This window comes from Psychrobacter sp. BF1, from assembly GCF_019279065.1.
Lineage (GTDB): Bacteria > Pseudomonadota > Gammaproteobacteria > Pseudomonadales > Moraxellaceae > Psychrobacter > Psychrobacter urativorans.
Genome location: NZ_JAGYWV010000012.1, coordinates 36,352 through 62,954, shown reverse-complemented (window position 1 = coordinate 62,954; position 26,603 = coordinate 36,352). Strand labels below are relative to the sequence as shown.

General features: G+C 40.9%; 21 protein-coding genes and 1 pseudogene. 8 read left to right on the top strand and 14 right to left on the bottom strand.

Annotated elements, in window-relative coordinates; genetic code table 11:
- Nucleotides 1-236 precede the first annotated feature (236 nt).
- From KZA12_RS12520 to KZA12_RS12510, 4 genes and pseudogenes are all read left to right on the top strand, one after another.
- Complete coding sequence (locus KZA12_RS12520) at nt 237-2,294, top strand: autotransporter domain-containing protein (protein WP_218690446.1); 2,058 nt, start codon at nt 237-239, stop codon at nt 2,292-2,294.
- A gap of 189 nt (nt 2,295-2,483) precedes the next feature.
- Nucleotides 2,484-2,703: pseudogene (locus KZA12_RS14945) on the top strand (hypothetical protein); the annotation flags it as partial.
- 285 nt (nt 2,704-2,988) lie between these two features.
- Entirely contained in the window at nt 2,989-4,278 is a 1,290-nt protein-coding gene (gene fahA / locus KZA12_RS12515; RefSeq protein ID WP_218690445.1) for a fumarylacetoacetase, read from the top strand.
- 160 nt (nt 4,279-4,438) lie between these two features.
- On the top strand, nt 4,439-5,014 hold the full coding sequence (locus tag KZA12_RS12510; RefSeq protein WP_201623917.1) for a VOC family protein: 576 nt from the start codon (nt 4,439-4,441) through the stop codon (nt 5,012-5,014).
- A 58-nt stretch (nt 5,015-5,072) separates the two neighbouring features.
- Here KZA12_RS12510 and KZA12_RS12505 read toward each other — a convergent pair whose 3' ends face one another.
- A complete protein-coding gene (locus KZA12_RS12505; RefSeq protein WP_218690444.1) occupies nt 5,073-5,927 on the bottom strand; it encodes an IclR family transcriptional regulator in 855 nt (284 codons plus the stop codon).
- Nucleotides 5,928-6,174: 247 nt separating this feature from the next.
- Between KZA12_RS12505 and maiA the strand changes: the two genes are divergently transcribed.
- Nucleotides 6,175-6,822 (top strand): maleylacetoacetate isomerase, encoded by a 648-nt coding sequence (gene maiA, locus KZA12_RS12500; protein ID WP_218690475.1) that lies wholly within the window; start codon nt 6,175-6,177, stop codon nt 6,820-6,822.
- 238 nt (nt 6,823-7,060) lie between these two features.
- On the opposite strand, the gene KZA12_RS12495 is transcribed toward maiA, so the two are convergent.
- From KZA12_RS12495 to KZA12_RS12470, 6 genes are all read right to left on the bottom strand, one after another.
- Nucleotides 7,061-8,092: a hypothetical protein gene (locus KZA12_RS12495; RefSeq protein ID WP_218690443.1), complete on the bottom strand. Its 1,032-nt coding sequence runs from the start codon at nt 8,090-8,092 to the stop codon at nt 7,061-7,063.
- Nucleotides 8,093-8,218: 126 nt separating this feature from the next.
- Nucleotides 8,219-8,689, bottom strand: a complete 471-nt coding sequence (locus tag KZA12_RS12490; RefSeq protein WP_201623923.1) for a thioesterase family protein — start codon at nt 8,687-8,689, stop codon at nt 8,219-8,221.
- Nucleotides 8,690-8,802: 113 nt separating this feature from the next.
- Nucleotides 8,803-10,497, bottom strand: a complete 1,695-nt coding sequence (locus KZA12_RS12485; protein ID WP_201623925.1) for a fatty acid--CoA ligase — start codon at nt 10,495-10,497, stop codon at nt 8,803-8,805.
- A gap of 47 nt (nt 10,498-10,544) precedes the next feature.
- Nucleotides 10,545-11,747, bottom strand: coding sequence for a 3-oxoadipyl-CoA thiolase (locus KZA12_RS12480; protein ID WP_218690442.1), 1,203 nt, complete (start codon nt 11,745-11,747; stop codon nt 10,545-10,547).
- 77 nt (nt 11,748-11,824) lie between these two features.
- Nucleotides 11,825-13,426: a 3-hydroxyacyl-CoA dehydrogenase gene (locus tag KZA12_RS12475; protein WP_218690474.1), complete on the bottom strand. Its 1,602-nt coding sequence runs from the start codon at nt 13,424-13,426 to the stop codon at nt 11,825-11,827.
- Nucleotides 13,427-13,515: 89 nt separating this feature from the next.
- A complete protein-coding gene (locus KZA12_RS12470; RefSeq protein WP_201623929.1) occupies nt 13,516-14,292 on the bottom strand; it encodes an enoyl-CoA hydratase in 777 nt (258 codons plus the stop codon).
- Nucleotides 14,293-14,605: 313 nt separating this feature from the next.
- On the opposite strand from KZA12_RS12470, the gene KZA12_RS12465 reads away from it, so the two are divergent.
- From KZA12_RS12465 to KZA12_RS12455, 3 genes are all read left to right on the top strand, one after another.
- On the top strand, nt 14,606-15,760 hold the full coding sequence (locus KZA12_RS12465; RefSeq protein ID WP_201623931.1) for an acyl-CoA dehydrogenase family protein: 1,155 nt from the start codon (nt 14,606-14,608) through the stop codon (nt 15,758-15,760).
- A 109-nt stretch (nt 15,761-15,869) separates the two neighbouring features.
- The gene (locus tag KZA12_RS12460) at nt 15,870-17,135 is read left to right on the top strand and encodes an MFS transporter (RefSeq protein ID WP_201623933.1); all 1,266 of its coding nucleotides are present in this window, start codon (nt 15,870-15,872) and stop codon (nt 17,133-17,135) included.
- A 191-nt stretch (nt 17,136-17,326) separates the two neighbouring features.
- Nucleotides 17,327-18,172, top strand: coding sequence for an IclR family transcriptional regulator (locus KZA12_RS12455; protein ID WP_201623935.1), 846 nt, complete (start codon nt 17,327-17,329; stop codon nt 18,170-18,172).
- A gap of 460 nt (nt 18,173-18,632) precedes the next feature.
- Here the strand turns inward: KZA12_RS12455 and KZA12_RS12450 are convergent, their stop codons facing one another.
- The 7 genes from KZA12_RS12450 to KZA12_RS12420 all read right to left on the bottom strand — a co-directional run bounded on the left by KZA12_RS12450 (nt 18,633) and on the right by KZA12_RS12420 (nt 26,493).
- Nucleotides 18,633-19,556 (bottom strand): LysR family transcriptional regulator, encoded by a 924-nt coding sequence (locus tag KZA12_RS12450; RefSeq protein ID WP_218690441.1) that lies wholly within the window; start codon nt 19,554-19,556, stop codon nt 18,633-18,635.
- Between the two features lie 284 nt (nt 19,557-19,840).
- The gene (locus tag KZA12_RS12445; protein ID WP_218690440.1) at nt 19,841-21,508 is read right to left on the bottom strand and encodes a thiamine pyrophosphate-dependent enzyme; all 1,668 of its coding nucleotides are present in this window, start codon (nt 21,506-21,508) and stop codon (nt 19,841-19,843) included.
- A 75-nt stretch (nt 21,509-21,583) separates the two neighbouring features.
- Nucleotides 21,584-21,922: a RidA family protein gene (locus KZA12_RS12440; RefSeq protein WP_218690439.1), complete on the bottom strand. Its 339-nt coding sequence runs from the start codon at nt 21,920-21,922 to the stop codon at nt 21,584-21,586.
- A 152-nt stretch (nt 21,923-22,074) separates the two neighbouring features.
- Entirely contained in the window at nt 22,075-23,325 is a 1,251-nt protein-coding gene (locus tag KZA12_RS12435) for an FAD-binding oxidoreductase (RefSeq protein WP_218690438.1), read from the bottom strand.
- Nucleotides 23,326-23,357: 32 nt separating this feature from the next.
- The gene (locus tag KZA12_RS12430) at nt 23,358-24,449 is read right to left on the bottom strand and encodes a beta-carotene 15,15'-monooxygenase (RefSeq protein WP_218690437.1); all 1,092 of its coding nucleotides are present in this window, start codon (nt 24,447-24,449) and stop codon (nt 23,358-23,360) included.
- Between the two features lie 100 nt (nt 24,450-24,549).
- Nucleotides 24,550-25,581: a histone deacetylase family protein gene (locus KZA12_RS12425; protein ID WP_218690436.1), complete on the bottom strand. Its 1,032-nt coding sequence runs from the start codon at nt 25,579-25,581 to the stop codon at nt 24,550-24,552.
- Between the two features lie 741 nt (nt 25,582-26,322).
- Nucleotides 26,323-26,493, bottom strand: a complete 171-nt coding sequence (locus KZA12_RS12420) for a hypothetical protein (RefSeq protein ID WP_201623947.1) — start codon at nt 26,491-26,493, stop codon at nt 26,323-26,325.
- Nucleotides 26,494-26,603: the final 110 nt, after the last annotated feature.

The following is a 26,603-nucleotide window of genomic DNA, read 5'->3' as shown; positions in this document are numbered from 1 at the left end:
CTTTGAGGCCGTTGAAGAATGTTAGAAGCCGCCTATGCAATCCTTTATTGACATCATATTTAACGCTAAGATTGCACTCCATCTTGTCTTCAAATACCATGGCGATAGAATGGGTATTAACTTACAGAAATATTTCAAAATGTAAAAATAGCGCTTGTAAAGTATTTTAATATCAGTAATTATATCTTTTACTTTTCTCTCAACTAAAACACTTTATGAGTCTTGGAGATGTAATTTTGACTATTAAATTATCCCCACTTACGCTTTCAGTTATTGCCGCACTCACTATGCTTGCAAGCTCACAAGCAACTGCTCAAATTAGCGCTATCAATGCTGATGCTAAATACGGTGCTTATGGAGAGGAAACTGCCTATACGCTTATTCGTGAGCATGCTGGCAGGTATACAGGCGGCGATATGGAATTAGAGGCTGCTAAGTACATGCAAGATCGCATGACTATCAGCAATGCTAGCGACAATCAAGCTGAGATACGCCCTTTTAAAGTGAAGCCAACACGCGGTATCTTTAAAGATCAAGATATTACCAGTCATAACGTGGTAGTTACCCAAAAAGGCACTACTGACAAAACTTTATATGTCGGCGCTCATTACGATTCTGCAATCGCATATCCTAATTACAAAACGCTTGAAGCACTTGATGATAATGCATCAGGTTCTGGTGTGTTAGCAGAGTTAACCAAGAACCTTAGTGGTATTGATTTAGAGCATAATTTACAATTTATCGCTTTTGGTGCTGAGGAAGACGGTCTTAAAGGCTCTAAAGCGTTTGCCCGCGACTTGACTGATGGGCAAAAAGCATCTGCATTGGGTATGGTCAACCTAGATAGTCTAATCACTGGCGACTTTATGTACGCGCACTCAGGTCGTAACTCCTACGATAAAAACGGTAACGCTGTCCCTGAAAATACCACTTTACGTGATAATGCTCATCGTATCGCTAAAGAGCTTGGCATAGAATTAAAAATGAATCCAGGTCTTATCCCAGAAGGCCAAACTAAGCCTTATCGTCCCGCTGGCGTTGGTTGCTGTAGTGATCAAGACTCGTTTGATGGCCTAATGCAAGTGGTTGGTTTTGAGTCAACAAACTGGGAGCTTGGTGACGACTTAGATGGCTATACCCAGACTGATAACCCAAAAATAGAAGATGGCTATACTTGGCATGACCCTAGTAAGGATAATGAGAATTACCTCACAGAAGCCTTTGGGAAAGATCATATCTCTCAAAGAATGGCAGACTACTCTCGTATTATCACTCGTCTGCTTGTTGAGCAGACCAATGCCGACATCATTCAATCGAACAAAAGCGCTATCAATCTCCAAAATATGATGGGATTACAGTTGAAAGAAGCGGCAACTGGTTCGCATTCTGCGATAGTTGAACGCGCTAACTCTGTAGCATTAACTACATCTGAGCCATCTGAATCAGGTATGAATTTTTGGGTCGACGGTTCCCAAAGCTATGTTGATGCAGATGACATAGATAATGGTCACCGCGCCCAAGTGGGTGTTTACGGTGAATATGCCTCCAATCCAAACTGGCGTGTCGGTTTAGGTTTGCAAGCTGCCAATCAGTACAATAGTGATATTGATAACGGTATCAAGACAGATACAAACTACGGCGTCCAAGCCTACTCTCTACTTGGCAATAAGAACTCTGCTTGGTGGAACACCACCTCGCTGAACTATTCTAAGCACAACTTAGATACCAACAGAACGGTAAAACTTGACACCCATGATGGTATTAATATCATTAACAACAGCCATCAAGACCGTGCCGATGCTGACGTATTCAGTGCCTATAACGAACTAGGTTATAATTTCTTGATGAACGAAAAGGTTAAACACGGCGCTTTTTTAGCTCTTAACTACAGCAAAGTAGATATTGACGGTTATAACACGGGTGCCGTTGATTCTCGTACTGCTTTAACCGTTAATAGTACCTCTAGTGATGCGTTCGATACTGAGCTTGGCTATCAAATGCAGTATAATTTCAATTTCAAAGGTGCTCCTACTAAGCTTCAAGGTAAGCTTGCATACGTCAATGTTATTGAGGATGGCATGCTTGATAGTTTGACAACCACTTCTTTAGCTGACGGCCAAAGACGCGATGTCAAGATCGGTCAGTTAGATAATGATGACAGCTACGGTCGTTTGGGTCTAAGCGTGAGCAGTAAGGTCCATAAAAAAGTACATGCTTATTTAAATGGCGATACTACCTTTGCTCGTGATAATAAACAAAGTGCGGTACAAGTAGGTTTACAGTACCAGTTCTAAGTTATCAGGATCACTAATCAACAAAAAAGGCGTTACTTATTAAATTAAGTAGCGCTTTTTTTGTTAATTAATAGGATTAAATACCCTTTTAAGAGTGCTGGTAACTATTTCAACATTAGCAGCCCCATCAAATAGCTTGAGCACAATATTAACCGCAGTCTACTCTATAACTGGTGCGTGGATTTATTATATATCACTCAACAAAACGGCAGGGTTAGCTTTACCGGACTGACGCCTGAGCAAGCCCAACGCCTACAAACAGAGCTTGGCATCTACAGGGTTTCTGCCTATTAGCTACTTAGTAGCGACCTAGTAGCTAATAGCTAGCTCACACATATGTGTGGCCGGACTCAATGTCAGTAATATTGACTATGGTGCTAATGCGATAGTAGAAGTCCTCAAAGACTAATGCGCAAAAGAAAAAACACTGATTTATACCAGCCCGATAGCAAACCATACCGCTAACCACAGATCGAATTACAGAGCGAAGTACAGAGCGAACTATAGATCGAATTACAGATCGAATGACAGAGCAGCTAAGTTACCAAAACTCCTTGCAATATGCTTGGTTATAAATTACATTATTCGTAAGTAGTTAAACATAGCGTAATTTATTGAGCTGATTGTTATAATACAGACTAAGCAAATATTATATTAATTAAGCCACTTATAAACATTTAGCAAGGAGCATTTCATGTCAACGATTGACAAAAACCTCACTTCATTTATCGATATCGCTAGCGATTCTGATTTCTCAATTCATAACCTTCCTTACGGCATCTTTAGTGAAACCGAAGACGGCGAACGCCGTGCTGGTGTGGCCATTGGCGATCAAGTATTGGACTTATCAGTTGTTGAAACTGAAGGTCTACTGACCCTAGAAGGTGGCCCCTATTTTGATCAGCCTACGCTAAATCCCTTTATTGAATCTGGTCGCAACAACTGGACAAAAGCTCGTAAAACTATCCAAACCCTACTCTGTACCGGCAGCAAAGCCTTAAGTGACAATCAAGACTTAATGAGCAAGGCACTGTTCAAGCAAGCAGACGTCACCCTGCATTTGCCAGTACGCGTACCTGGCTATACTGACTTTTATTCTTCTAAAGAACATGCCACCAATGTTGGCACCATGTTCCGTGATCCTGACAATGCCTTATTGCCCAACTGGAAAGAGATGCCTGTTGCTTACAACGGTCGCGCCAGCACTGTCATCGTTAGCGGTACCGATATTATCCGTCCCTCAGGTCAGCTAAAACCCAGTCCTGATGAGCGTCCTATCTTCTCACCTTGTAAGCGCCTAGACTTCGAGCTTGAGACCGCTTTTATCGTTGGGAAGCCTAACAAAATCGGTCAGCCTATCGCCATTGAAAACGCCTGGGATCATATCTTTGGCATGGTGTTATTTAACGATTGGTCAGCTCGTGACATTCAAAAATGGGAATACGTACCCTTAGGTCCGTTTAACGCCAAAACTTTTGCGTCTGAGATTTCACCTTGGATTGTCACTTTAGACGCTCTACAACCTTTTAAAACCTCAATTCCTACTCAAGATCCACAGCCGTTAGCCTATTTACGTGAGAAAGCTGGCGATAACAGCTTTGATATTAACTTATCAGTAGAGCTGTTAACTGCAGACGCTGATACCGCAACTGTTATCTGTAAGAGTAACTTTAAATATATGTATTGGTCGATGACTCAGCAGCTGACGCATCACACCATCTCTGGTTGCAAAGTAGAAGTTGGTGACATGATGGGTTCTGGTACTATTTCAGGGCCAACGCCAGATACGTTCGGCTCAATGCTGGAGCTGGCTTGGAACGCAACCAAACCAGTTAAACTTAATAATGGTGAGACACGTAGCTTTATCGAAGATGGCGACACTGTGATTATGAAAGGTTATTCTGAGAAGGATGGCATTCGTGTGGGCTTCGGTGAGGTACGCGGTACTGTATTACCCGCTTTAGAGTTTAATTTTTCAGACTAAGCAGGGCTCTAATATAAATTTAAAACCCTGCTCTACTTTATAAATAAATTTTTATAAATTGCAGTTCAAGCAAGCGAAGCAGCCACTGTATTTTTATTATTATAAACCTACGGTTGCTGTAACTGCACTCTGTTGATTATTTATCAAAAGGATATTGATAATGACCTTTAAAATAGAACAAATCCATCACGTTGCTTATCGTTGCAAAGACGCCAAAGAAACCGTCGAATGGTACAAAAAGCACCTAAATATGGACTTTATTTTGGCATTTGCTGAAGACCATGTGCCTTCGACCAAAGCCTTTGATCCTTATATGCATGTGTTTTTAGATGCTGGTAATGGCAACGTATTGGCATTTTTTGAAGTGCCTAATCAACCTGAGATGGGCTTTGATCCTAATACTCCAGACTGGGTGCAGCATTTAGCGATGAAAGTAAAAGACCGTGATACTTTAATGACTGCTAAGAAGCATCTAGAGGACGGCGGTATTGACGTTATCGGAGTTACCAATCATGGTATCTTCCATTCTATTTATTTCTTCGATCCTAATGGTCATCGTATGGAACTGACCTACGATGATATTACTTCAGAAGAAAAAGTCTCGATGATTACTGAAGAAATCAAGCAAGATATGCTCGATGAATGGACGCGGACCAAACGTGCCCCTGCCCATACGCACTTTTTGCATGCCGAAGAACTTACCCAAGCAAAAGAGCATTTTCCTGTTGGAGAATAACAGAAGGTAAAAAGCAAAAGTTAAATTTTAAATCCTTAACCTTTAAACACAATATTCGCTAAGCAATTTGATAGCGTTGAGCTATCGCCCGTACTTTATCCGCCACTTCATGCTGCTTACTCATAGGCAGCTGCTCTGAAGTACCAATAATAGTAATGGCATAGTCTAATGGCAAATCTTTGACAAGGGCCTCTGTAGCGCCATCTTTATTGTTAGTCGATTTCGGCAATAATACTGGAATAGTAATAGCGTTAATACCTATTAGCATGTCACCGGTGACCGTCGCATAACCTTGGGTGCGAACATCAGCTTGTAGCTGCTTAAAGTGCAGCCACTTAGCCAATATTTCAGCGCTGCTGACGGTAGCAGATTCCCCTTGCCACTCTGCCATTACTAATGGTTTGATGATCGCCTCTGGTTGATAGCTGGCAAACAACTGACCTGTGGCAGAAGTTGTAAGCGGCATACGTGAGCCGATACGCGTAATAATACTGATTGGGCTATCTGGTTCAACGGACTGAATAATAATAGGGCCTTCACTAAACCACTTGGCAATTTGTACCCCGCAGTTTAGAGCCTCTTTAATGTCATTGGCCATCGTAGTCAAGCGCTGCAAGATGTTGTTTTGGTCGACACTTGTCTGGCCTAGAGCGTTAATCCGTTCGCCTAGCCCATAGCGTCCATCATCGAGCTGACGAGCATAGCCTTTACGAATCAGGCTAACCAAGTAACGATGCGATTTGGCTGGATGCATCTGCATCTCTTGAGCTATGGCTTTTAGCATCATAGGCTCGTTATAGGCGATGAGTACATCTAATATCGATAACCCAATCTCAAGGGACTGTACACCACCTTGACTCTTGTTCGATGTTAAAGGATTACTTAAGGTTGAAGCGTTATCTGATGATGACATTATTTGCTCAGTTGCCTGTTTTTTACTCAGTTAAATGAAGGTACGACTTGATGCTTATATCTGACAGTTGAAATAAGCCAGATTTTACTTTTCCGCTTATCAGTCTAAGCATTCAGTTTAAGCATATTGGTTTAAAACCTGCTTGTGACGACTCATAACATCTTGTTAAGTTTAGCAGGTTTATGATCGTGACTGATTATATACATAATGATGAGCGTTTGATACCTGCCCAAAATGGAGAATAATGATGATGAAGCTTTTTAATTACTTTCGCAGTAGTACCTCTTACCGTACTCGTATTGCCATGAACCTCAAAGGTTTGGATTACGACTATATCGCGGTTAATTTGGCCCAAGATGAACAGTTAGAAACAGCATTTAAAGCTATTAATCCACAAGGTTTAGTGCCTGTATTGCAGACAGATGATTTACTACTATATCAAAGCCCTGCTATTTTGGAGTGGTTAGAGGAGACTTATACGCACAACCCTCTATTACCTAAAGATGCTGCAGGGCGTATGCAAATACGAGCACTTAGCGCTATGATTGGCTGTGATATCCATCCCCTTAATAATCGTCGTATCTTGCAATATCTGCGCAACGAGTTAACGGTTGGCGAAGATGAGGTGATGCTCTGGTGCCAACATTGGATGACTGAGGGCTTTGCGGCTTTAGAGAAACTATTAGCAGAAAACAGATCAACTGGGAAATTTTGCTACGGCGACAGTCCAACGTTTGCAGACTGCTATTTAATACCCCAAGTCTCCTCTGCCCGCCGCTTTAAAGTAGATTTGACACCTTATCCTAATATCGTTGCTATTGATGAGCATTGCCGCTCGCTTAAAGCTTTTGATGATGCTGATCCTGTAAAGCAACCTGATGCGCCAAATCTTTGATACTGTTTTTTTACACGAGTTTTATCATATCTTACTAAGCTGTTTATTAGTTGCTGTACACTCAAACACTTAACAGCTGGCATGAGTCCACTTGCCAGCCTAGTTAAGCTGTTTCTTATTCATTGTGATCTTAATGTCTTATATTATATATATCACTAGCAACTTTTTCTGTTCAGAACTTTAATTAGGCAGTGTTGCAAATCTTGGGGTTTGAATTTTTAGGCGCAGTTGATTTAGGTTAGAAACTGTATTTGGCCATTACTTCAACTTGCTGACCTTTTTTTACTTGTGACAGGGTCTTGTTGCTTCGATCTCTCCATTCAATGCCAAAATCGAGATCTGGTAAATAATTATAGATAAGATTTATACTTTTTACATTTACAGAAGTATCAGCTGCATCGTCTACATTAATCTCACCATAACGCATGTTACCAAGAAGCTTTTCTGTAAATTTATGCCTATATCCTACAGTGAAACCGGTCTGCGACACAAGCTCGCCGTTTTCAGCATCACAATCTAACGACCCAGTCGCCCCAAGCACTCGTCCAACACATATTGTTGAATAGGCACCCATCCCTTTACCGTTGAATACGCTTGCATGTAATGAGTCATTACCCAGTTTGAGTTTACCCGCTAAAGAAGCACCGACGCCTAAATCTGAATCGTTTCCGTTTTTAGTTTCACGGGCAGTAACTGCTAAGTTGTAGCTAAGATCGGATAGGTTGTTTTTGTAGCTAACCACCATATCAGGCAGGTTAGCTTCCTCGTAAACAGGTTGTTGAGCGGTAAAACGAAGCCCTTTATGAGTATAATGCACCGTCAAATCTGGACGAATATCAGCGCCCCCACCAGAGATGGTTCCCAACCCCGTACCCCGAAAATCAAGCTGTTCAGTCAAAAGTGGATAGACAGCCAAAAACTGTCCATTCCATGTCTTTCCTACGGTTAAATCATTGATCTGAACATAAGCGTGGCGAAGTCGCAATTCTGAACCGCCATTTGCTGCATTACCATAAAAATCTCCTTCAATAAAACCCGTTAATTTTTTAGCATCCACCTGCTTGGTAGTTTTAAGGTTAATACGAGACTGCCGTGCACTACCTTTGAACTCGGAGTCACCTTTATCTGGAGAATAATAGATACCCTCAGCTTTAACATACCCGCCGATACTTAGAGTAGTGCTTCCATTTGTGACCAGATCTATGGCTTGTACCTGTGTACATACGCCAAGAACCGCTAAACTAAAAGACAAATTTTTGATATAAAGCATGATCTATACATTCCTTGTATTATTTAAAAATCCCTTTAAAGCTCTTTAAGTTCATATCGCTACTTTATTTTTTCAACTCATAAATGCCAGTACGATTTCCTTGTACAAAAACATGTATTTTCTACTCTAGCTGACACTTTCAAAAGCGCTAATTGCGGCTTTTTTCATATCATCGATATTTTTCTTTTGTCCACTGGCTTTGTCAAGATAGACCAATACTGACTCACCGCTAGCGACAATAGTATTCATAGCCGTACTATAATAGGTATATTCATGAATCAAGCTGGCATTGCCAACTTTCTTGATTCGAACCCCAATCCACAAGATATCGGGGTAGATCACTGGCTTGAAATATTGACAGGATGACGCAGCCATGACTGAGAAAGTCTTTTCATTAAATAAATTTAATTGACTGTTGTAGTGAATACGAGCGTTTTGGGCATAGGTATAATAGACCACATTATTGACATGCCCGAAAGAATCCATATCACCCCACTCTACTTGTTGAGAGTAAATAACGGCAAAACCATGCATAGGATGATCACTATCTTTATTCAACGTCTCTTGTATTTCTGGTAATTTTGCTAAAGCTTTCATAGTTGCCTCGTTCAGTCATGGCAATGCGCATAATCATTGCAATTATTAGTAAGCTCATTTATTAGTAAGCTCATTCGACTATAGAGTTGCCGTTATCAATAGGAATTTGCGGATTAAATCAATTTTTCTGCGTACATCATCCGCATTTTTTTCTTATCGAGCTTGCCCACACTAGTTTTTGGCATTTCTGTTAAGAATTTTATTTCACTTGGGACGCCATACTTTGGTAAATAGCCTTTTTCAACTGCTTGGTGACCTAACGCTAAAATCTCCTCCGCTTTGATATCAACATGCTCAGGCTTTAGAACTACTAACGCTAGAGGGCGTTCACCCCACTTTTCGTCCGCTACTCCAATGACGGCCACCTCAGCAACACAAGGATGAAAGGATAAAATATTTTCGACTTCAAGCGAGGATACCCACTCGCCACCTGACTTAATAACATCTTTGAGCCTATCAGTAATTTTTAGAGTGCCATCAGCGGTAATGCAGGCAATATCTTGGGTATGCATCCAACCACCGCGCCATAACTCATCGCCAGCATCTGAATTTTTGAAATAACTTTGGGTTAGCCAAGGCGCTCGAACCACAAGCTCCCCTGTCGACTGACCATCCATAGGTAGAGCTTTGCCGTTCGCATCCCATAGTTCCATTGAAACGAGCATAATGGGTGAGCCAGAAAGACAACGATAATTGATCTGTTCAGTTATCGTCATATCATTTGTCTGATCACCGAATGCCATTCTGGCGAGGACAGGACAGGACTCTGACATTCCAAACCCCGAGATAAACTCTATGCCACTTTCAATAGCGGCTTCAGCCAGACCTTCATTTAGTTTGGAGCCCCCTACTGATAACTTAAGACCATTAAACTTGCGTCCTCGCGTTGCCATTTCTTTGATTAACATTTGTAAAATAGTTGGCACGCCATGTGAAAGGGTCACTTTGTGCCGTTCAATCAGGTCAACCAGTACTTCGGATACATAGCGCCCTGGATATACTTGTTTGAGCCCTATCATGGTTGCCCCATAAGGCCAACACCATGCATGCACATGGAATAAGGGCGTCATCGGCATATAGACATCATTGTAGCGAGCACCTTGACCCTCGGCACTAAGTGCAGATGCCAACGTACTTGATAGAGTTTGTAATACGATTTGTCGATGGGTAAAAAAGACGCCTTTTGGATCTCCGGTCGTGCCACTGGTATAGAAGGTCGTGGCGATTGTATTTTCATCAAAGTCGGGAAAATCAAACTCATCGCTGACTTCGGCTAACATTGCTTCGTACTCACCTTCGACATAATCTGGCATACTAGCTTGCTGAGTTTTTATATTCTCTTCACTATATTGAGCGTCATCCAGCCAAATAATTTTTTCAATAGAAGGAGCTTCATAAAGATAATTTTTAGCCATTGGCTCAAATTCAGCATTTAATAACAAAGCTTTAGGTTTGGAATGGTTGATGGTATAGAGCACTTTATCTTCAGCCAAGCGTACATTGACGGTTTGTAGAATCATTCCAGACATCGGTACTGCAAAATAGGCTTCAAGGTAACGATGACTGTCCCAATCCATAACAGCAACCACATCACCTGCTTGCAAACCCATATTTTTTAATACGTTTGCCAGGCGGTTAATACGCTTAAAAAATTCAGCATAGGTATAAGTAACCTTATCTGCATAACTGATGGTTTGCTCTTTAGAGGCAATTTTTGCGCGGTTTAGTAGCTGTTTAATAATCAAAGGAAAACCATAAGCTTCTTGAGCTTGCTGATAGTCCTCATGTTGATTAAGTATCGTAGTCATTATTGTCGTCCTTGATAATAAATATTATGGTGCAAGTATTGAAAGAGTTAGACTCGTTCTATCACCATGGCAAGCCCTTGCCCGATGCCAATGCATAAACTGACTACCGCATATTTCTCACCTGTACGCTGTAGTTCTCGAGCGGTACTTAAGGCGATTCTGGCGCCTGAGGCACCAAGCGGATGTCCAATAGCAATCGCTCCACCATTAGGATTGACACGTTTGTCATCAAAATCAAGATCCAAACCTTTTAGACAGCCAAGCACTTGCGACGCAAACGCTTCATTAATTTCAATAATAGACATATCATCAAGCGTCAAGTCAGCACGTTTCAATGCCAGCTTAATCGCCTCAACGGGACCAACACCCATAATATTAGGTTCAACACCCATAGCACCGGATGAAAGAATCTTGGCAATAGGCTTAAAACCTAGCTTTTCCTCTGCTTGCTTTGAGCCAATGATAAGAGCAGCTGCACCATCATTAATACCTGATGCGTTGCCTGCTGTGACTACACCTTCGTTATTTAAAGGCTTGAGTTTTTGTAGTGCCTCAACAGTTGAGCTGGCACGAGGATGTTCATCTTCTGATATTGATTTTTCTGGTAATTTTCTACCTTGCGATACCATAATTGGGGTTATTTCATCATCAAAGAACCCAGCTTGTTTTGCCATTTGATACTTAGCTTGCGATGCCGCTGCAAATTTATCCGCTTCTTCACGAGTAATGCCGTATTTTTGAGCAACGTTATCACCCGTTTGCGGCATACTATCGCTACCGAACTGTTTTTCGATGATGGGGTTGGGGAAGCGACTGCCAATGGTCGTATCAAATACTTTGAATTCACGGCTAAAAGGCTGCTCGGTCTTAGCAAATACGAAGGGTGCTCGGGTCATTGACTCAACGCCCCCTGCTAAAATGATGTCTCCCTCATTACAAGTAATACTACGAGCAGCATCAATGATAGTCGATAATCCTGAAGCGCATAGACGGTTGACGGTTTGACCAGGAGTTTTGACATCTAGGCCTGCTAACAGCGCAGCATTACGGGCGATATTGCGTGAGTCCTCACCAGCTTGATTAGTATTACCGATCAACACTTCATCAAAAATATCATTAGGCAATTGGTGCTTTGCAACTAAGGTCTTGATCACTGTGGCAATTAAGTCATCAGGACGAACCGTTGCTAATGCTCCACCGTGACGACCAAAAGGACTTCTTAATCCATCATAAATATAGGCGTTTAACATAACTGTTCCTTGTTGTGTTTTGAGAGTTTGTCTTATTAAAAGATAGGGTTTAGTAATATGGTTAAATAACTAAGTCATTAGCCTGAATAGGTGCTCTGCTTAGTGAACAATGAGATGCCTAGTTTGGCACGGCGTTGTAACCATGGACTAGGACGATAACGTGGATCACCAGTTAACCCATAAATGCGTTCTAGGATAAGTAAGATTCGCTGAGCACCAAGCTCATTGCCCCATGAGATAGGACCATACGGATAGCCTAATCCTAGCTTTACGGCATTATCGATATCCTTTGGTGTGGCAATACCTTGCATGGCAATATCACATCCAAGATTAACGATCATTGCAATGACTCGTTGCGCCACAAAGCCGGTGCTTTCAGTAATGAGTGTGGCATCAACAGCTGCCTGTGGGGTTGCTTTATCTTCAACTAAGCGGTTATCTAACCCTTTACCAAATAAAGTATAGGCTTGAGCCACAAAATCATCTTGGGTGACGATACTTGGCATCAGGGTACGATGCTTAGATAATTCAGTCAGCATATCAATGGCGACTGCTTGTTTAGGATTTACTTGATAGCGAATAGCAGCATTGGTGGTATCCTCGCCATAGATTGCCAGCAATACCAAACTGTCAGATTGTGGTTCGTCATTTTTATCAATCGTGATATTGTTGGCATTTAGGTAATTAACAAGCTGTTGCTTGTCTTCTGCTAAATCTGCCCCAATCCAAACTGATATGTTCGAGATGTTAGAGTCTGTCTTATAAGGTAATTGTTTAGAGGTATCTGCTGTCTGTTTTTGACCGTCTTGTTTTTTATTTTGTGAGTAGTGGTAAAAGCCTTCACCAACTTTACGTCCAAGCTTTTTCCCCATTAGCATCTGACGAGTTAGCGGATGGGGGCGATAGCGGTCTTCATGATAGAACTGGTTATAGATTGACTCCATAACGGGATGGGACACATCAATACCGGTGAGATCAAGTAGCTCAAATGGTCCCATTCGAAAGCCTGCTCCTTCACGCAAGATGCAATCGATGTCCTCGAAACTTGCGACCCCCTCGCCTAATATTTTTAAGGCTTCTGTGCTATAAGCTCTACCACCATGATTGACAATAAAACCTGGAGTATCTTTCGCTATCACACCTAAATGTCCGATACGCTTGGCTAACTCTTTAAGCGTTTCTACCACTGAAGCTTTAGTGGAGATACCGGGAATAACTTCAACGATTTTCATTAGCGGCACTGGATTAAAAAAGTGAAATCCTGCCACGCGCTCTGGATGATCGCAATCAGAGGCAATCGCCGTTACCGCTAGTGATGAGGTATTGGTTGCCAAAATCGTATTAGCAGAGACAATACTTTCCACCTGTTTAAAAAGCTGTTTTTTTATTTCTAAATTCTCTATGATTGCTTCGATTACGAGGTCAGCCTTCGCAATTTGGGTCAGGTCCTCGATTACAGTCAAATTAGTTAAAGTCGACTGTAGCTGTTGATCGGTAAACTTACCTTTAGCGGTTAGTTTTTCGAGCATGGTTTGAAGAGATTGTCGCCCTTGCTCAGCAGCTCCTGCCTTCGCATCAAACAAGAGCACTTGAATACCCGCTTGAGCAGCGATTTGGGCGATTCCCATACCCATAATACCAGTGCCAATAATGGCTAATGTGTTCACGGTCATAATAATCCTTTATATACTCTCGTTACTTTAAATGCTCTTGTCGAATAGTGTGGTTTTCAGAGTTAATTAGCTCTACCTATCTATAATTTGACAAGCTACTGTCCTTTGTATTCAGCACTACGTTTTTCCAAAAAGGCTTTTGCCCCTTCTTTTTGGTCTTCAGTATCGAATAAAATTTGAAAGGCTTTACGCTCTAAAGCCAATGCGGCTTGTAGGGGCATGTCTACGCCAAGACTAGCAACTTCTTTGATCTGGGCTAAGGCAATAGGCGAGTAATGCGCTAGTTGCTCTGCAATCTCGATGGCGCGTTTGATAGTCGCTTCATCCTCAACGACTTCAGAGACCAGCCCCATTTGATCAGCGTCATCAGCGCTTATCATGTCGCCCGTTAATATCATCTTCATGGCTTTATGTTTGCCAATTACTCGAAAGAGCCGCTGCGTACCCCCTGCTCCTGGCATCAGTCCAATTTTGATCTCTGGTTGTCCAAACTTAGCAGACTTTCCAGCGACAATAATATCGGCGTGCATAGCGAGCTCACAGCCACCGCCAAGCGCATAGCCATTTACTGCCGCTATGATCGGCTTACGACAATTAGTGATAGCATCCCAATAACGTTCGCTATGGCGTAAATACACATCGACTGTTTTTGCGGTTAAAAAATCATTAATGTCAGCACCGGCTGCGAACACCTTATCGCCACCTGTCAGCACAATAGCCTTAGTATTCACATCGTCGTTTAACCTATTGAAAATCTCTGCCATTTTTTCGCGTACTTCAGTGTTTAAAGCATTGCGAACTTTAGGACGGTTAAGTCTTATTACACTAACGCCATTTTCTTGTTGCTCACAAATAACGATTGGCTCTTCCATGGTGCTATCCCTTAAGCAATGTCCTTAGGTAAAGTACTGCAAGACCTAAAAAATATTGATATTTATGATAATTAATACCGCATAGCGATATTTAAGACCAATATATACTGTTTATTTTCCTTTGTGAAGAGTAAAAACGAGTTAATTTTAGAAAAAATCAGAATATTTGCGCTTTCATTTTTTTTAAAATACCGCATTGCGGTATTTTAAACCAAAAGTATTGTAATTTAAGAAACTATCAATTATGCTGTTTGTTCAAGGCCGTCACGAAGCCGCTATTAGTCTAAGTATTAACCAAACAAGGAAGAGTCACATGATCAGAGATAAGGAAGTTCTTAACCAAATTACCGATACTATTCGTCAATTCGTTAATAACCAATTAATACCGATGGAACATTGGGTAGCCGAAAATGACCGTCTTCCAGATGACATCATTAATCAAATGCGTGAGTTAGGACTGTTTGGGCTGACTATTCCTGAAGAATATGGCGGGCTTGGCGTTACGATGGAGGAAGAGGTCACACTAGCATTTGAATTAGGGCGCACATCGCCTGCTTTTCGTTCACTAATTGGAACAAACAATGGTATAGGCTCATCTGGTCTAGTCATTGATGGTACTGAAGCACAAAAACAGAAATACCTACCAAGACTCGCCAGCGGTGAAATCATCGGCTCATTCTGTTTGACTGAGCCGGATTCTGGCTCAGATGCCGCGTCATTAAAGACCACTGCCATCAAAGATGGTGATACCTATATTATTAACGGTACTAAACGCTATATTACCAACGCTCCTCAAGCTGGTGTATTTACTGTAATGGCGCGTACTGATCCAAAAAATAAAAGATCGGGCGGTATTTCAGCCTTTATCGTTGAGAGCGATACCCCTGGTATTACTTTGGGTAAAATTGATAAAAAAATGGGGCAAAAAGGCGCTCATACCTGTGATGTGATTTTTGATAATTGTGTCGTGCCTGCTGATGCTTTGATTGGTGGTGTTGAAGGTGTAGGTTTCAAAACTGCGATGAAAGTACTGGATAAAGGACGTTTACATATTGCTGCAGCAAGTACCGGAGCCGCTACTCGAATGCTAGATGATGCTTTGCACTATGCTGTTGAGCGTAAGCAGTTTGGACAGCCAATTGCCAATTTTCAGCTTATTCAGGCGATGCTCGCTGACTCAAAAGCAGAGATTTATGCAGCTAAATCTATGGTATTAGACGCCTCACGCCTGCGTGACGAAGGGAAGAATGTCGTCACTGAGTCTTCCTGTGCCAAGATGTTTGCCACTGAAATGTGTGGCCGCGTTGCTGATAGAGCCGTACAAATTCATGGCGGTGCGGGTTATATTGCCGATTATGGTATTGAGCGTTTTTACCGTGATGTGCGTTTATATCGTCTATATGAAGGCACAACTCAGATTCAGCAAATTATTATCGCCCGCAATATGATTAAAGAAGTAAGTGAATAGCTTTTTGTTTGAACAGCAAGGCAATATCTGTATTTGCTAGGATGTAAATACCGTAACCAAGACCCTATCAAGATAGTTTTTTATTCTCACAACGATAAGGATATGTATTGTGAAAAGTGCGGCTATAACTTCAAATCCAAGTTTAGATTCTGTTCAGAAGCAACCTTGGAAACTGGCTTTTGTATTTTGTTTTTTAGTCTTATTATGTGATGGGGCTGACATCGGTATTCTTGCCTTTACACTTTCAAGTCTAAAACTAGAGTTTGGATTGACCAATGTACAAGCGGGTGCTTTAGGCAGTTGGTCATTATTTGGTATGGCCATCGGTGGATTCTTTGGCGGTTGGGCGTGTGATCGTTTTGGACGAGTACGGGTTATCGTGATTGCAACTGCACTCTTCTCTATTTTATCCGGTTTTAGTGGGTTTGTACAAAGCTATGAGCAATTTATAGCATTACGGTTTACCGCTTGTTTAGGTCTTGGTAGCTTATACATTGCGACTAATACCTTGATGTCTGAGATGGTGCCTACCAAGCATAGAACGACAGTACTTGCAGCACTGATGACAGGCTTTACATTAGGGTCTTTAGTTATCACTAGTATTTCAGCTTGGATTATTCCAAGTTATGGCTGGCGAACTCTGTATCTTCTAACCTTTATACCAATTATTCTTTCGATAGCAATGTACTTTCTAGTGTCTGAGCCGCAGTCTTGGAAAGAATCACGTGCCCTTAAACTTAGTGGTGCAATGGACTCGCTGCAGAAACCTGAAAATCCATATAAAGCTATATTTGAAAATCCAAAGCATCGCATCATGTTTATTTTATGGTCTATGAGTTCAGGGCTTTTATTATTCGGTTATTTTGGCGTCAGCAACTGGCTACCTTCTTATCTAGAAACTGAATTGGGTATCAAGTTTAAGGAGATGGCACTATATATGGCAGGTACTTATTTGACTATGATGTTTGCTAAAGTGGTTGCTGGCCTAGTAGCTGATAAGATAGGTCGCAAGATAGTATTTGCTTTCGGCACCATGGGTACGGCGCTATTTATACCTGTATTGGTCTATATGCATACTGCAGAAAATATTGGTTGGTTAATGATAACCTTTGGATTCTTATATGGTATTCCTTATGCTATAAACGCCACCTATTTGACCGAAAGCTTTCCGACTGCTATTCGAGGTACAGCCATCGGTGGAGCATTCAATATTGGAAGACTTGGTTCAGTTATTGCACCTGTAGCTATTGGTTATATGGCCATGCACAATTCTATTGGTGCCGGCTTATTACTAATGGCAGGAGCATACTTCTTATGTGGTCTTATTCCGACATTGTTCATTAAAGAACAACAGTATGACCCACAAAAGGCATAATACTATTCAAGATATACCACACAGCGAAATAGATTATAATAGCTGTATTAAGCATTTAAATGCACCTTTAAATCACTATTCATAAAGGTGCAGGCTACTGTCTTTAATAATTTATTTTGATGATAAATGCACAATAAGAAGTGTGTTGATCATCATATCTGTATTAACTTATTTGAGAATAAAGATAATATATGACAACCAAAAACCTTGCAGACGAATGTACTGATAACACAACACACATCGAATTGTTAGAGCCAATTGCAGAGATGCGCGATAAGAATGATCGGCAGTTTGTTACAGCTTTAGCTCGAGGGCTAGAGCTGCTACGCTGCTTCACGCCACAACGTCCTTATTTAGGCAATCAAGACTTAAGTCAATTAACAGGTTTACCTAAAGGAACAATTACTCGCCTCACTTATACCTTAGTTAAACTGGGTTATTTAAAGCAATCGACTAACAGTAGTAAATACCAACTGTCTGCGGGTGTATTGGGATTTGGATATACGATGATGGCAAACATCTCTATCAACAACCTAGTAACGCCGTATATGGAAGCGTTAGCAGAATATGCTAATAGTGCTGTTGCCATGGCTACTCGTGATCGACTAACGATGGTATATCTGAATGTCGTGCAAGGTGACGGTACTACTACTATGCGCCGTAATGTCGGCTCGTACCTGCCTATTCACTTAAGTTCAATGGGAAGGGCCTGTTTAGCAAGCATGCCGCAAGCTGAGCAAGAGTTTATTCTTGATGCTATTCGCAGTAAATACAAAGATGATTGGATAAAGATTAGGAGAGGACTAGATAAAGCCTTTAAAGATTATGAGGATTATGGATACTGTTTTTCAATTAGCGAATGGCAAAAAGATGTTAATGCGGTTGCTACAGCTTTAATGCATCCCACTGAGGGCTTGCTGACTTTTAACTGTGGAGCGCCCAATTTTGTTTTGAGCCGTACAAAATTAGAAGAGGATGTTGCCCCGCGCTTACTACATATGAAAAACAGCATTGAAAGTAATCTTTACATAAGCTAAGAGATAGCGTTAATTGGGATATTCACATATTGATGCAATATCTATATCTGAGCCTTAGTAAGGATAGGAATAGTTTTTCTTATATCTCAGATATATTACTTTGTCTTCTATATTAGCGGTTACCGAAATACTGCGAATTATAGTTATGGTAATGGTCAACTAATTCAGAGCCACTACTAAAAGGTGTTGATTAAAGTAAATCTCTATTCTAGAAATTTTATACCTATAATTAATACTGTATGCCTTACTATTGTTTCATACAGCTTTATTAAACAACAGGCGAATCATGATTTAGGTGTGGCCGACTACTTTTACTCTACTCTATTTCTAACGCGCTATTGTTAATAAAAAACTAGGCATAATAGGCGCACCAACCAATATAACTACCGACAATAAAACTCTTGCAACATAAAGCTTACAAGGGTTTTACTTAGTGAATATTATCAGTATTACAGTTGGATTAGAAAGAAATATCAAAATCTAAAATCTCTTCAATAAATTTGGATTCGATAGCAGACAAAGCGCGATGCTTATGCCAGAAAAGATAAACTGGTATATCAGCAATACCTTCTTTTGGCGGTAGACGCCTGAGTTTAGATTCTAGATGAGTGGCAGCAATAAACTGGTCAGGTAGCGCGCCGATACCATATCCGGTGTATATCAGACGAACTGCTTCATCTAAATTGTTGGTATAAGCACTAATGCGACCAGTTAAATCATGGGTTTCTTTAAATACCGTGATCGGTGAAAGCACATCGCCAATATCCTCACTACTAAAAGCTATAAAATCCTCTTTTAGTAAACTATCGACACTCAAGTCGATCGCTGAAAATAAAGGATGATGATACCCACAGTATAAGTAATAACGTTGAGTAAATAACAACTGCTGATTAAGGGTTTCTGGGATATGTCTAGCCAAACAAATACCAACAGCAGGAGTCTTTTGTTTGAGACTATTTAAAATATCCATACTGGATTTCACAGTCACATCTAAGGTGATATTTGGATATTTTTTCTTGAAATATACTAAAAAATCATTGTATTTTGGGTTATGAATTCGACTAACTACCAGTAGCTTAATCTCACCTTCTAATAAGTGCGAGTTGCTACCCTTCATGGCTTCAATAGAAGTGATTTCTGTAAATATAGTTTGGGCAACTTGGATACAGTAATGGCCAATGGGAGTGAGCTGTAAAGGCTTAGTGTTACGGATGACAAGCTTGCTATCGAGCTGCTCTTCGAGCTTCTTAAGATTTTGACTGACCGCTGACTGAGTGATATTTAAGCGATTAGCAGCAGCACTAATCCCCCCCTCTTCATATATAGCAATCAGTACGTGAAGTAATGTCCAATTCAGGCTATCTGCTAACTTTTGTTGCATCATAGTAGTTTCAGCACTTATATCCTAGTATATTAATCAATAGGCAACAAAAAATTGCCGAAAGCCTCATCCAGTGTAGCAATTATATCTACTACACTTTATGAAATTTTCAGCTGTCTTTTATTACTGTTTTTATCCTACAGGAAAATAATACAGGCACCTAGTCCAAATGGCATATCGTTAGCAAATCTGATAGCGTCCTCTACCTCAACCACTTTATGTACTACAGCTCTGCCCCTAACACAGCTGGCCCTTGTTTTACAACATCAGCAAGTAGCATGCATTATTCATGGCATCAACTCTTCCGGATCAGTGATAACGTGTAGCAACACCGTTTTGCGCTCTTTAGTGACAATCATTAGCGCTTCATTAACCTTGTCTTTGATACCTTTATTATTAGCAATGGTTATACCCTTGGCGCCAAAAGCATTGGCTAGCGCCGCAAAGTCAGGGTTTTCTAGCTGAGTACCTGAGACTCTATCGGGATAATGGGCTTCTTGGTGTTGACGGATAGTGCCAAACTGTTGATTGTCCATCAGAATGATTAGAACCGGAGCGTTATAACGTATCGACGTCGATAACTCTGCTTCATTCATCATAAATTCACCATCACCAGTAACCACGATAGATAAGCGCTCAGGGGATTCTAATGCCGCCACAATACCTGCTGGTAAGCTATAACCCATAGCGCCGTTTCTGGTACTAAGCTGACTGGGGAAAGTATGAGTCGGCAGATAACGCTGTGCCCATAAACAGTGATTGCCTGCACCGAAACTATAGACAGCATCTACAGGCAGCTGCTCAGTAAGCGCTTCGACAACTTGAGTCATACTAGCGTAGCCTTCATCGTCATTTAGCGCTTCTATATTGTCATTTTTTACTGTTTTTTGCGGAAACGCACAGTCATTTCTTTGCTGTTTATGGCAGTACTCAAACCACTTATTACGTGACTCTGAATCTGCTAGTGATGATTTGCTCATAGCATCAATAAAGCTGATAGGATTGGCGGCAATATGAGCTGTGATCGAACCACTATGCCCGCGCAAACTGGTATCTAGATTGACAATGTAATTTGGCTTATCAAAAGACTGTCGTAACTTATAACCATCACTAGCAACGTCTCCTAACACGGTGCCTATAGTGAGCAGCACATCAGCGGTTTCAATCAATGCTGCACATTGATCCGAGCGCCCATAACCTAGATAACCGGCATGCGCTACAGAATCAAAAGTAATTCTGTCTGAGGCTCGCCAATCATGGATCACAGGAATATGATTATCCTCTGCAAACCGGGTTAACTGGGCTGAAGCTTCAGCTGTCCAGTTTTGTCCCCCTGCAAAAATCAGTGGCTTGTCAGCGGCTGACAGTGCATCCAATATAACCGTCAACTGGTCATCAGCAACACAGCCTTGAGCAATAGGGATAACGGGATGTAATTGTCCATGAAATTCCTGTTGAATAATATCTTCCGGTAGCCCTACGACTACAGGACCAGGTCTACCTTCTAAGGCAGCATGAAAGGCTTTGGCGACTATCTCGGACGCTCTCGATACTTCATCCAGTATCAGAACACGTTTGCATTGACTGGCGAACCATTGGTTAGGATCGAACTCTTGGAAAGACTCACGGTCTCTATCCGCTACAGGGATGAGGCCGACAAACAGTATTAGCGGCACACCATCTTGCCATGCAGTATGAATACCTGTATAGGCTTGCGCAGCACCAGGGCCACGTGTGACCATAGCAATGCCAGGCTGGCCAGTGAACTTACCATGAGCATCTGCCATATAAGTACAAGCGGCTTCGTGACGACAGACTATTGTCTGAATATCAGCGTTGTATAGCCCATCTAATACCGATAAATAGCTTTCGCCTGGAACGACATAGGCGCGATTGACCCCATGTAATTGCAGACTATCTACAATCGCTTGACCGCCATGGATAACTTTACTCATAGTTACTTCCTTAATTTTATTTTCTTAATTAGCGTTAGGCTTTCTTATCGGTAGTTCTATTCATCAGCAATAACTTTATTCAGCAGCGATCACGGTGACTTCTACTAATAAATCTGGGTGCGCTAGCGTGGATTCGCCACAAGCTCGGGCGGGTGGCAAGGTATCGTCGAACCACTTATCCCATACGCTATTCATCGCTGCAAAATCTTCCATACTCTTTAACCAGACAGTGGCTGATAAAATTTTTGATTTATCGCTACCTACTTCTTCGAGCAGTGCTTTAACTTTATCTAGACAAGTTAAGGTTTGAGCAGCTACATCTTCTTCGATTGCCCCGACTTGACCTGATAAGTAGATGGTTTGATTATGAATAACGATTTGACTCATGCGCTCATTACTATGAAGTTTTTTCATTTTTATTTATCCTTATGGAGTTAAAATTTATGATATTAAAATTAATGCATTAAAAATTACTGTATTAAAAATCAATCTATTAGAAATTAATGTATCAAAAGCTACTGTGTTAAAGCTTTAGAAGCTAAAAACTGCATCATTAAAATTATTTATTAAGCTTTAGAAAATCGATTAGCATCAAAAGGCTCAACAGCGACTGTTAACGGCTTATTATGAATTAGCTCTTCGACAATACGGCCAGTGATAGGCCCTAAAGTAAAGCCTTGATGACCGTGACCAAAAGCAAACCATAAATGATCATGCTTACCAGCTGCGCCAATCACCGGTTTCATATCAGGCATACAAGGTCGTGATCCTGCCCATGCCTCCTGCTCTACCACCTCATTAAGAGGTAGAATTTGTTTTGCAAAATGCAGTACAGCTTGTAATTGTCCTAGATCCTTTGGCGCTTCCATCAACGTCATTTCAGCGCCAGTTGTAATGCGAATACCTTGTTGCATCGGCCCCATCACAAAACCTTTATCCATGTCTACTAAGCTGTGATTGATAGTATTCTGCACAGTGGTTTTAAAGTGCTGATGATAGCCGCGCATAGGAAACAAAGGCAGATCATAGCCTAAAGGCTTTATCAATTGATTAGACCAAGGACCAGCAGCAATCACTAACTCATCAGTATAGAAACTTTGCTGATCAGTAATTACTTGCCAACCGTCGCTATCGGGCTTTATTGCTTTGACGGTATCCTCAACTACTGACCCATTCATCTGTTGAAAGCTTTTTGCATAAGCTTTTACTAGAGCTCCTGGGTTCGATACTTGCCAAGAATTTGACCAATGAATGGCACCAATAAAGCCATCAAAATTACCGTTAGGCTCTAATCGTTTTAGCGCATCAATAGTCAATACTTGGTGCTCAATACCTTGTTCCTGAGATTTTTTTGCTGCGGCAACTGCCATTCCAAACTTATCTTTAGAGCGGTGCATCTCCAGCCAACCATCTCGCCTTACCAAAGCTTCAGCACCAGCGGCGGCAATCATATGCTGATGCTCGTTAGTGCAATGCTCGATCAGAGTCTTCCACTCTTCCTCTATTTGTTGCACAGCAGCTGGCGCCGAAAACTGCCAGTATTTTAGCAAAGCCTGATGATGACGAAGCACAGCAGACCAGTGGTAACGTATATCGGTCTTTTGATTCGGTAATACTCTGATCAGTTCAGTAAGATGCCTAGGAAAAGGATGCACATGAATAGCTTCTCGTTGAATCAACCCAGCGTTACCATACGAAGTCTCTGACCCAGGTGGCCTTTTATCTAGCAATAAGACCTGAGAGTTATGCTTTTGTAAGTGCCAAGCAATGGATGTTCCTACCATGCCAGCACCAACAACTATTACTTTATATCGCATATCATACCCCTATGTTTTTACTCTTCTGGCTATTATAACTTTGGTTGTTCGGCCATAAATATCTGACCTTTAAAGGTTTTATACAGAGCACAGAGCAGAACATACATTCCTAAAATACCTAAGGCTGGATATAAAGTGCCTACTAAAGTACTGAATGGGAACAGTGAAGCTAGTAGAGATAGCACTACGACCACTACAGTCAATAGACGGAACTTCGACGTTTCGGTATCAGAATCAAAGAAGCGAATAACAAAGCCATAAAGGTTAGATACTGCTGTTGTAAATACAGCTACAACTAGTACGACGCTGAATAACAATCCAGTAGTTGGACCGATATTGCGCGCAATCTCTAAGAATGGCAGCTCATAGCTCATAACGTTTTCGAGGTTAGATAGAAGCGCCATTATGATGAATAGCAAACAGACACCTAGCGTTAGACCACCGATTATACCGGCCATTCTGACTGTTTTTAAATTTGGCTCTTTATTGCCAATTGAAGCAAAAGTAGAGACTCCTGGAATGACATTATAAGAGACATAAACTATCGCTGATGTCCACCAAAAAGGCGTGGCTGTATCAGGATTAAGGAGCTGGATAGTAGCGTCTACGGTTGCCAATTGGTCGGAGTACGTAGTAAAAGTAATGACCGAGATAACCACCACTGCCAAAATCATCAATGGAGAAATTATGCCTAAGGCCCTAACAGAAGAGGTGAACCCAAATATTACTGTTGATAGGGTCATCAAAGCGATAATAATTTTGCCAGCAACTGCCGGTAAACCCCAGTATTGATGGATAGCTGCACCACCACCTGAGAACATAATACTAATCACCCCGAACATAAAAAACAAAAGGATATAATCAGCGAAAAAACCTATTTTTTTACCACATAAATAGTTGAGCACAACTCGGTGACTATTGGTCTTGAGTTGATGACCCAATTCCATAAATACGGTACCGTACCATGCCAGCATGATCATAGTAATCACCGCACCCAACATGCCGATAAACCCGTAACCTGCGAAGAATTGCAGCACCTCTTGTCCACTTGCATAGCCTGCACCTATGACTGCTCCGACATAGACCCCGGCGTAGCTGATTGCTCTTATAATTGAAACACTCATATTAAACATCCCTGTTATTGTGACTTAGTCGCGCAATTACCCTAATAAATCCTTTACTCAGGTCACGATTAAACGTTGACTGCCGATAAGTGATGATTTTTTATTTTGAGATAAACCCAGATATAAAAGCCTGTAGGTTTTCATTAAGCTTTTCTATGCAATATCCTCCTTCAACTAAGACAATTATGGGCTTGTCTAATGCTTGTAGTTTTTCTGCTAAAGTTTTAAAACCTTCAGTACTGACCTGACATTTCGCCTGTGGATCATCTTTATAAACGTCGAACCCTAAAACATGGACGATAACATCTGGGTTAAATAATTTTAAAGTTTCGATAGATTGATCGACATAATGAAAGAAACCTACTTCATCGGTACCATGGGGCATAGGGAAGTTGACGTTATAACCATAACCTTCACCTGTACCCCTTTCATGTTCGTGACCAGCCACTACGGGGTAGAAATTAATAGGACTGCCATGTACAGAGGTATAAAGTACATCTTTACGGTCGTAGAATATTTCTTGAATACCCTGACCATGATGCATATCAGTATCGATAATAGCGATTTTTTTGAATTTCTGACGAAGATGCTGAGCGATGATTGCTGCGTTGTTTAAGTAGCAAAAGCCACCTGCTGCGTTCTTACGAGCATGATGACCTGCAGGTCTAGTCAGACATATTTGGATATTATTTTGATCATCCTCATCGTTTAATAGCGAGTCCGCCGCATTGAGTGCGGTTTGAGCGGACCAGTAGATAGAAGTCCATGAGTGCTTGCCGATGGGAGCACTACCATCAGCTTGATATTTAGCCGCTTTTGCCAAAATACCAAGACCATCATTATTATTTGCCATATAAATGGTCGTTTGAACTTCTTCTCCCATTTCTTCATCTACCGCCATCCATTGATCATAGCTATGTTTTAAGAAATCAACATAATCCAGATCATGCACCGCTAGAATCGGCTCAATACCTATATCTTTAGCGGTAATGACTGTTAAACCTAAAGCTTCTGGTGCTTTTAAAAGCTCAACCAAGCGCTCAGGCTTCTCTTGTGGTTCACGCATTTGCCCGCGAGAGAAGTAACTTTTAGGATGATGTAATTTTTGCTTTTCATGACTGTATATTTTCATTTGTTACATTCCCTTGCTTCTAGAAATAACTCTTAAAGACTAGTAATAATTATTAAAAATACTAATGGCTTAGATAATAAATATCTAGCTATAAGCTACCAATACTCTTTAATCCATTACGTTTACTGGCTTATCTATAATATAGGTGGCCCGATAATTTCAGTCAAACGTTATAAATTAATAGGAGTTATAAGCACAGCTAATATCTAGAGGTTTATTCTTCTTTAAAGTTATTTAGAGCTATCTCTTAATTACAGTAAAAGGCAAAAAGAATTAATAGACAGAGTCATCTCATCCTATGGCTGCCCCTTACCTTCGTGATCTGAATCCAGAACGAGGATAAGCAAAGGTGCCGTAGATACTTGCCTGAAATGCAGGACAAAAAGCTATATTTGAGTATATAAGAAGTGGGCACAGGCAAAATTCCTGCACCGCGGCTGGATAAAGAATAATTTGAAAAATTATTCTATAATATGAGAGGTATTAATGTCATTTTGGATCGACTATATATATTGTTAGTAATATATATAGCCATTACTAGGTTAAAGCTATTTAGTTATTAAAGCATAAGAATTTCAAGTCTTTACCGAAATTTTTGCGTTCTTCACCGACTCATCAGCACCATTACGTGAAGGCATTATGAAACGAGAAAATAGCAATTTTGGCGCTTCTAGAAAATCCGTATAGCTTTACCAAAACCATGGAATAAACTAAAAAATACGAGGCTAATAAGTCGCTTAGCTAGTCTTTTTTATCTATGGTTATTTCAATAGATTTACTATCTCCAGCAAACCACTTCTGAACATATAGAGTGCCTACGATAGGTGCCGTACCTTCATCAGGCACTTCCTTGTAGCGAACACTATTCTTAGTTTCTTTCTCGTATTCAAACACTACTACTTTTTTTGACATAAAATATTCCTTATAACTATTATGAAGAAAACATGCTGTTAACACTAAAGCTCGCTGGAGCGGTTTAGTAGCCTAGTGAGCGAGTGAAATCATGAAATGGTATTTTCTAT

Bases quoted from the DNA above. Each gene is read 5' to 3' on its own strand.
- fahA (WP_218690445.1), top strand. From the start codon at position 2,989: ATGTCAACGATTGACAAAAACCTCACTTCATTTATCGATATCGCTAGC.
- KZA12_RS12510 (WP_201623917.1), top strand. From the start codon at position 4,439: ATGACCTTTAAAATAGAACAAATCCATCACGTTGCTTATCGTTGCAAA.
- KZA12_RS12505 (WP_218690444.1), bottom strand. From the start codon at position 5,927: ATGTCATCATCAGATAACGCTTCAACCTTAAGTAATCCTTTAACATCG.
- maiA (WP_218690475.1), top strand. From the start codon at position 6,175: ATGATGAAGCTTTTTAATTACTTTCGCAGTAGTACCTCTTACCGTACT.
- KZA12_RS12495 (WP_218690443.1), bottom strand. From the start codon at position 8,092: ATGCTTTATATCAAAAATTTGTCTTTTAGTTTAGCGGTTCTTGGCGTA.
- KZA12_RS12490 (WP_201623923.1), bottom strand. From the start codon at position 8,689: ATGAAAGCTTTAGCAAAATTACCAGAAATACAAGAGACGTTGAATAAA.
- KZA12_RS12485 (WP_201623925.1), bottom strand. From the start codon at position 10,497: ATGACTACGATACTTAATCAACATGAGGACTATCAGCAAGCTCAAGAA.
- KZA12_RS12480 (WP_218690442.1), bottom strand. From the start codon at position 11,747: ATGTTAAACGCCTATATTTATGATGGATTAAGAAGTCCTTTTGGTCGT.
- KZA12_RS12470 (WP_201623929.1), bottom strand. From the start codon at position 14,292: ATGGAAGAGCCAATCGTTATTTGTGAGCAACAAGAAAATGGCGTTAGT.
- KZA12_RS12465 (WP_201623931.1), top strand. From the start codon at position 14,606: ATGATCAGAGATAAGGAAGTTCTTAACCAAATTACCGATACTATTCGT.
- KZA12_RS12455 (WP_201623935.1), top strand. From the start codon at position 17,327: ATGACAACCAAAAACCTTGCAGACGAATGTACTGATAACACAACACAC.
- KZA12_RS12450 (WP_218690441.1), bottom strand. From the start codon at position 19,556: ATGATGCAACAAAAGTTAGCAGATAGCCTGAATTGGACATTACTTCAC.
- KZA12_RS12445 (WP_218690440.1), bottom strand. From the start codon at position 21,508: ATGAGTAAAGTTATCCATGGCGGTCAAGCGATTGTAGATAGTCTGCAA.
- KZA12_RS12440 (WP_218690439.1), bottom strand. From the start codon at position 21,922: ATGAAAAAACTTCATAGTAATGAGCGCATGAGTCAAATCGTTATTCAT.
- KZA12_RS12435 (WP_218690438.1), bottom strand. From the start codon at position 23,325: ATGCGATATAAAGTAATAGTTGTTGGTGCTGGCATGGTAGGAACATCC.
- KZA12_RS12430 (WP_218690437.1), bottom strand. From the start codon at position 24,449: ATGAGTGTTTCAATTATAAGAGCAATCAGCTACGCCGGGGTCTATGTC.
- KZA12_RS12425 (WP_218690436.1), bottom strand. From the start codon at position 25,581: ATGAAAATATACAGTCATGAAAAGCAAAAATTACATCATCCTAAAAGT.
- KZA12_RS12420 (WP_201623947.1), bottom strand. From the start codon at position 26,493: ATGTCAAAAAAAGTAGTAGTGTTTGAATACGAGAAAGAAACTAAGAAT.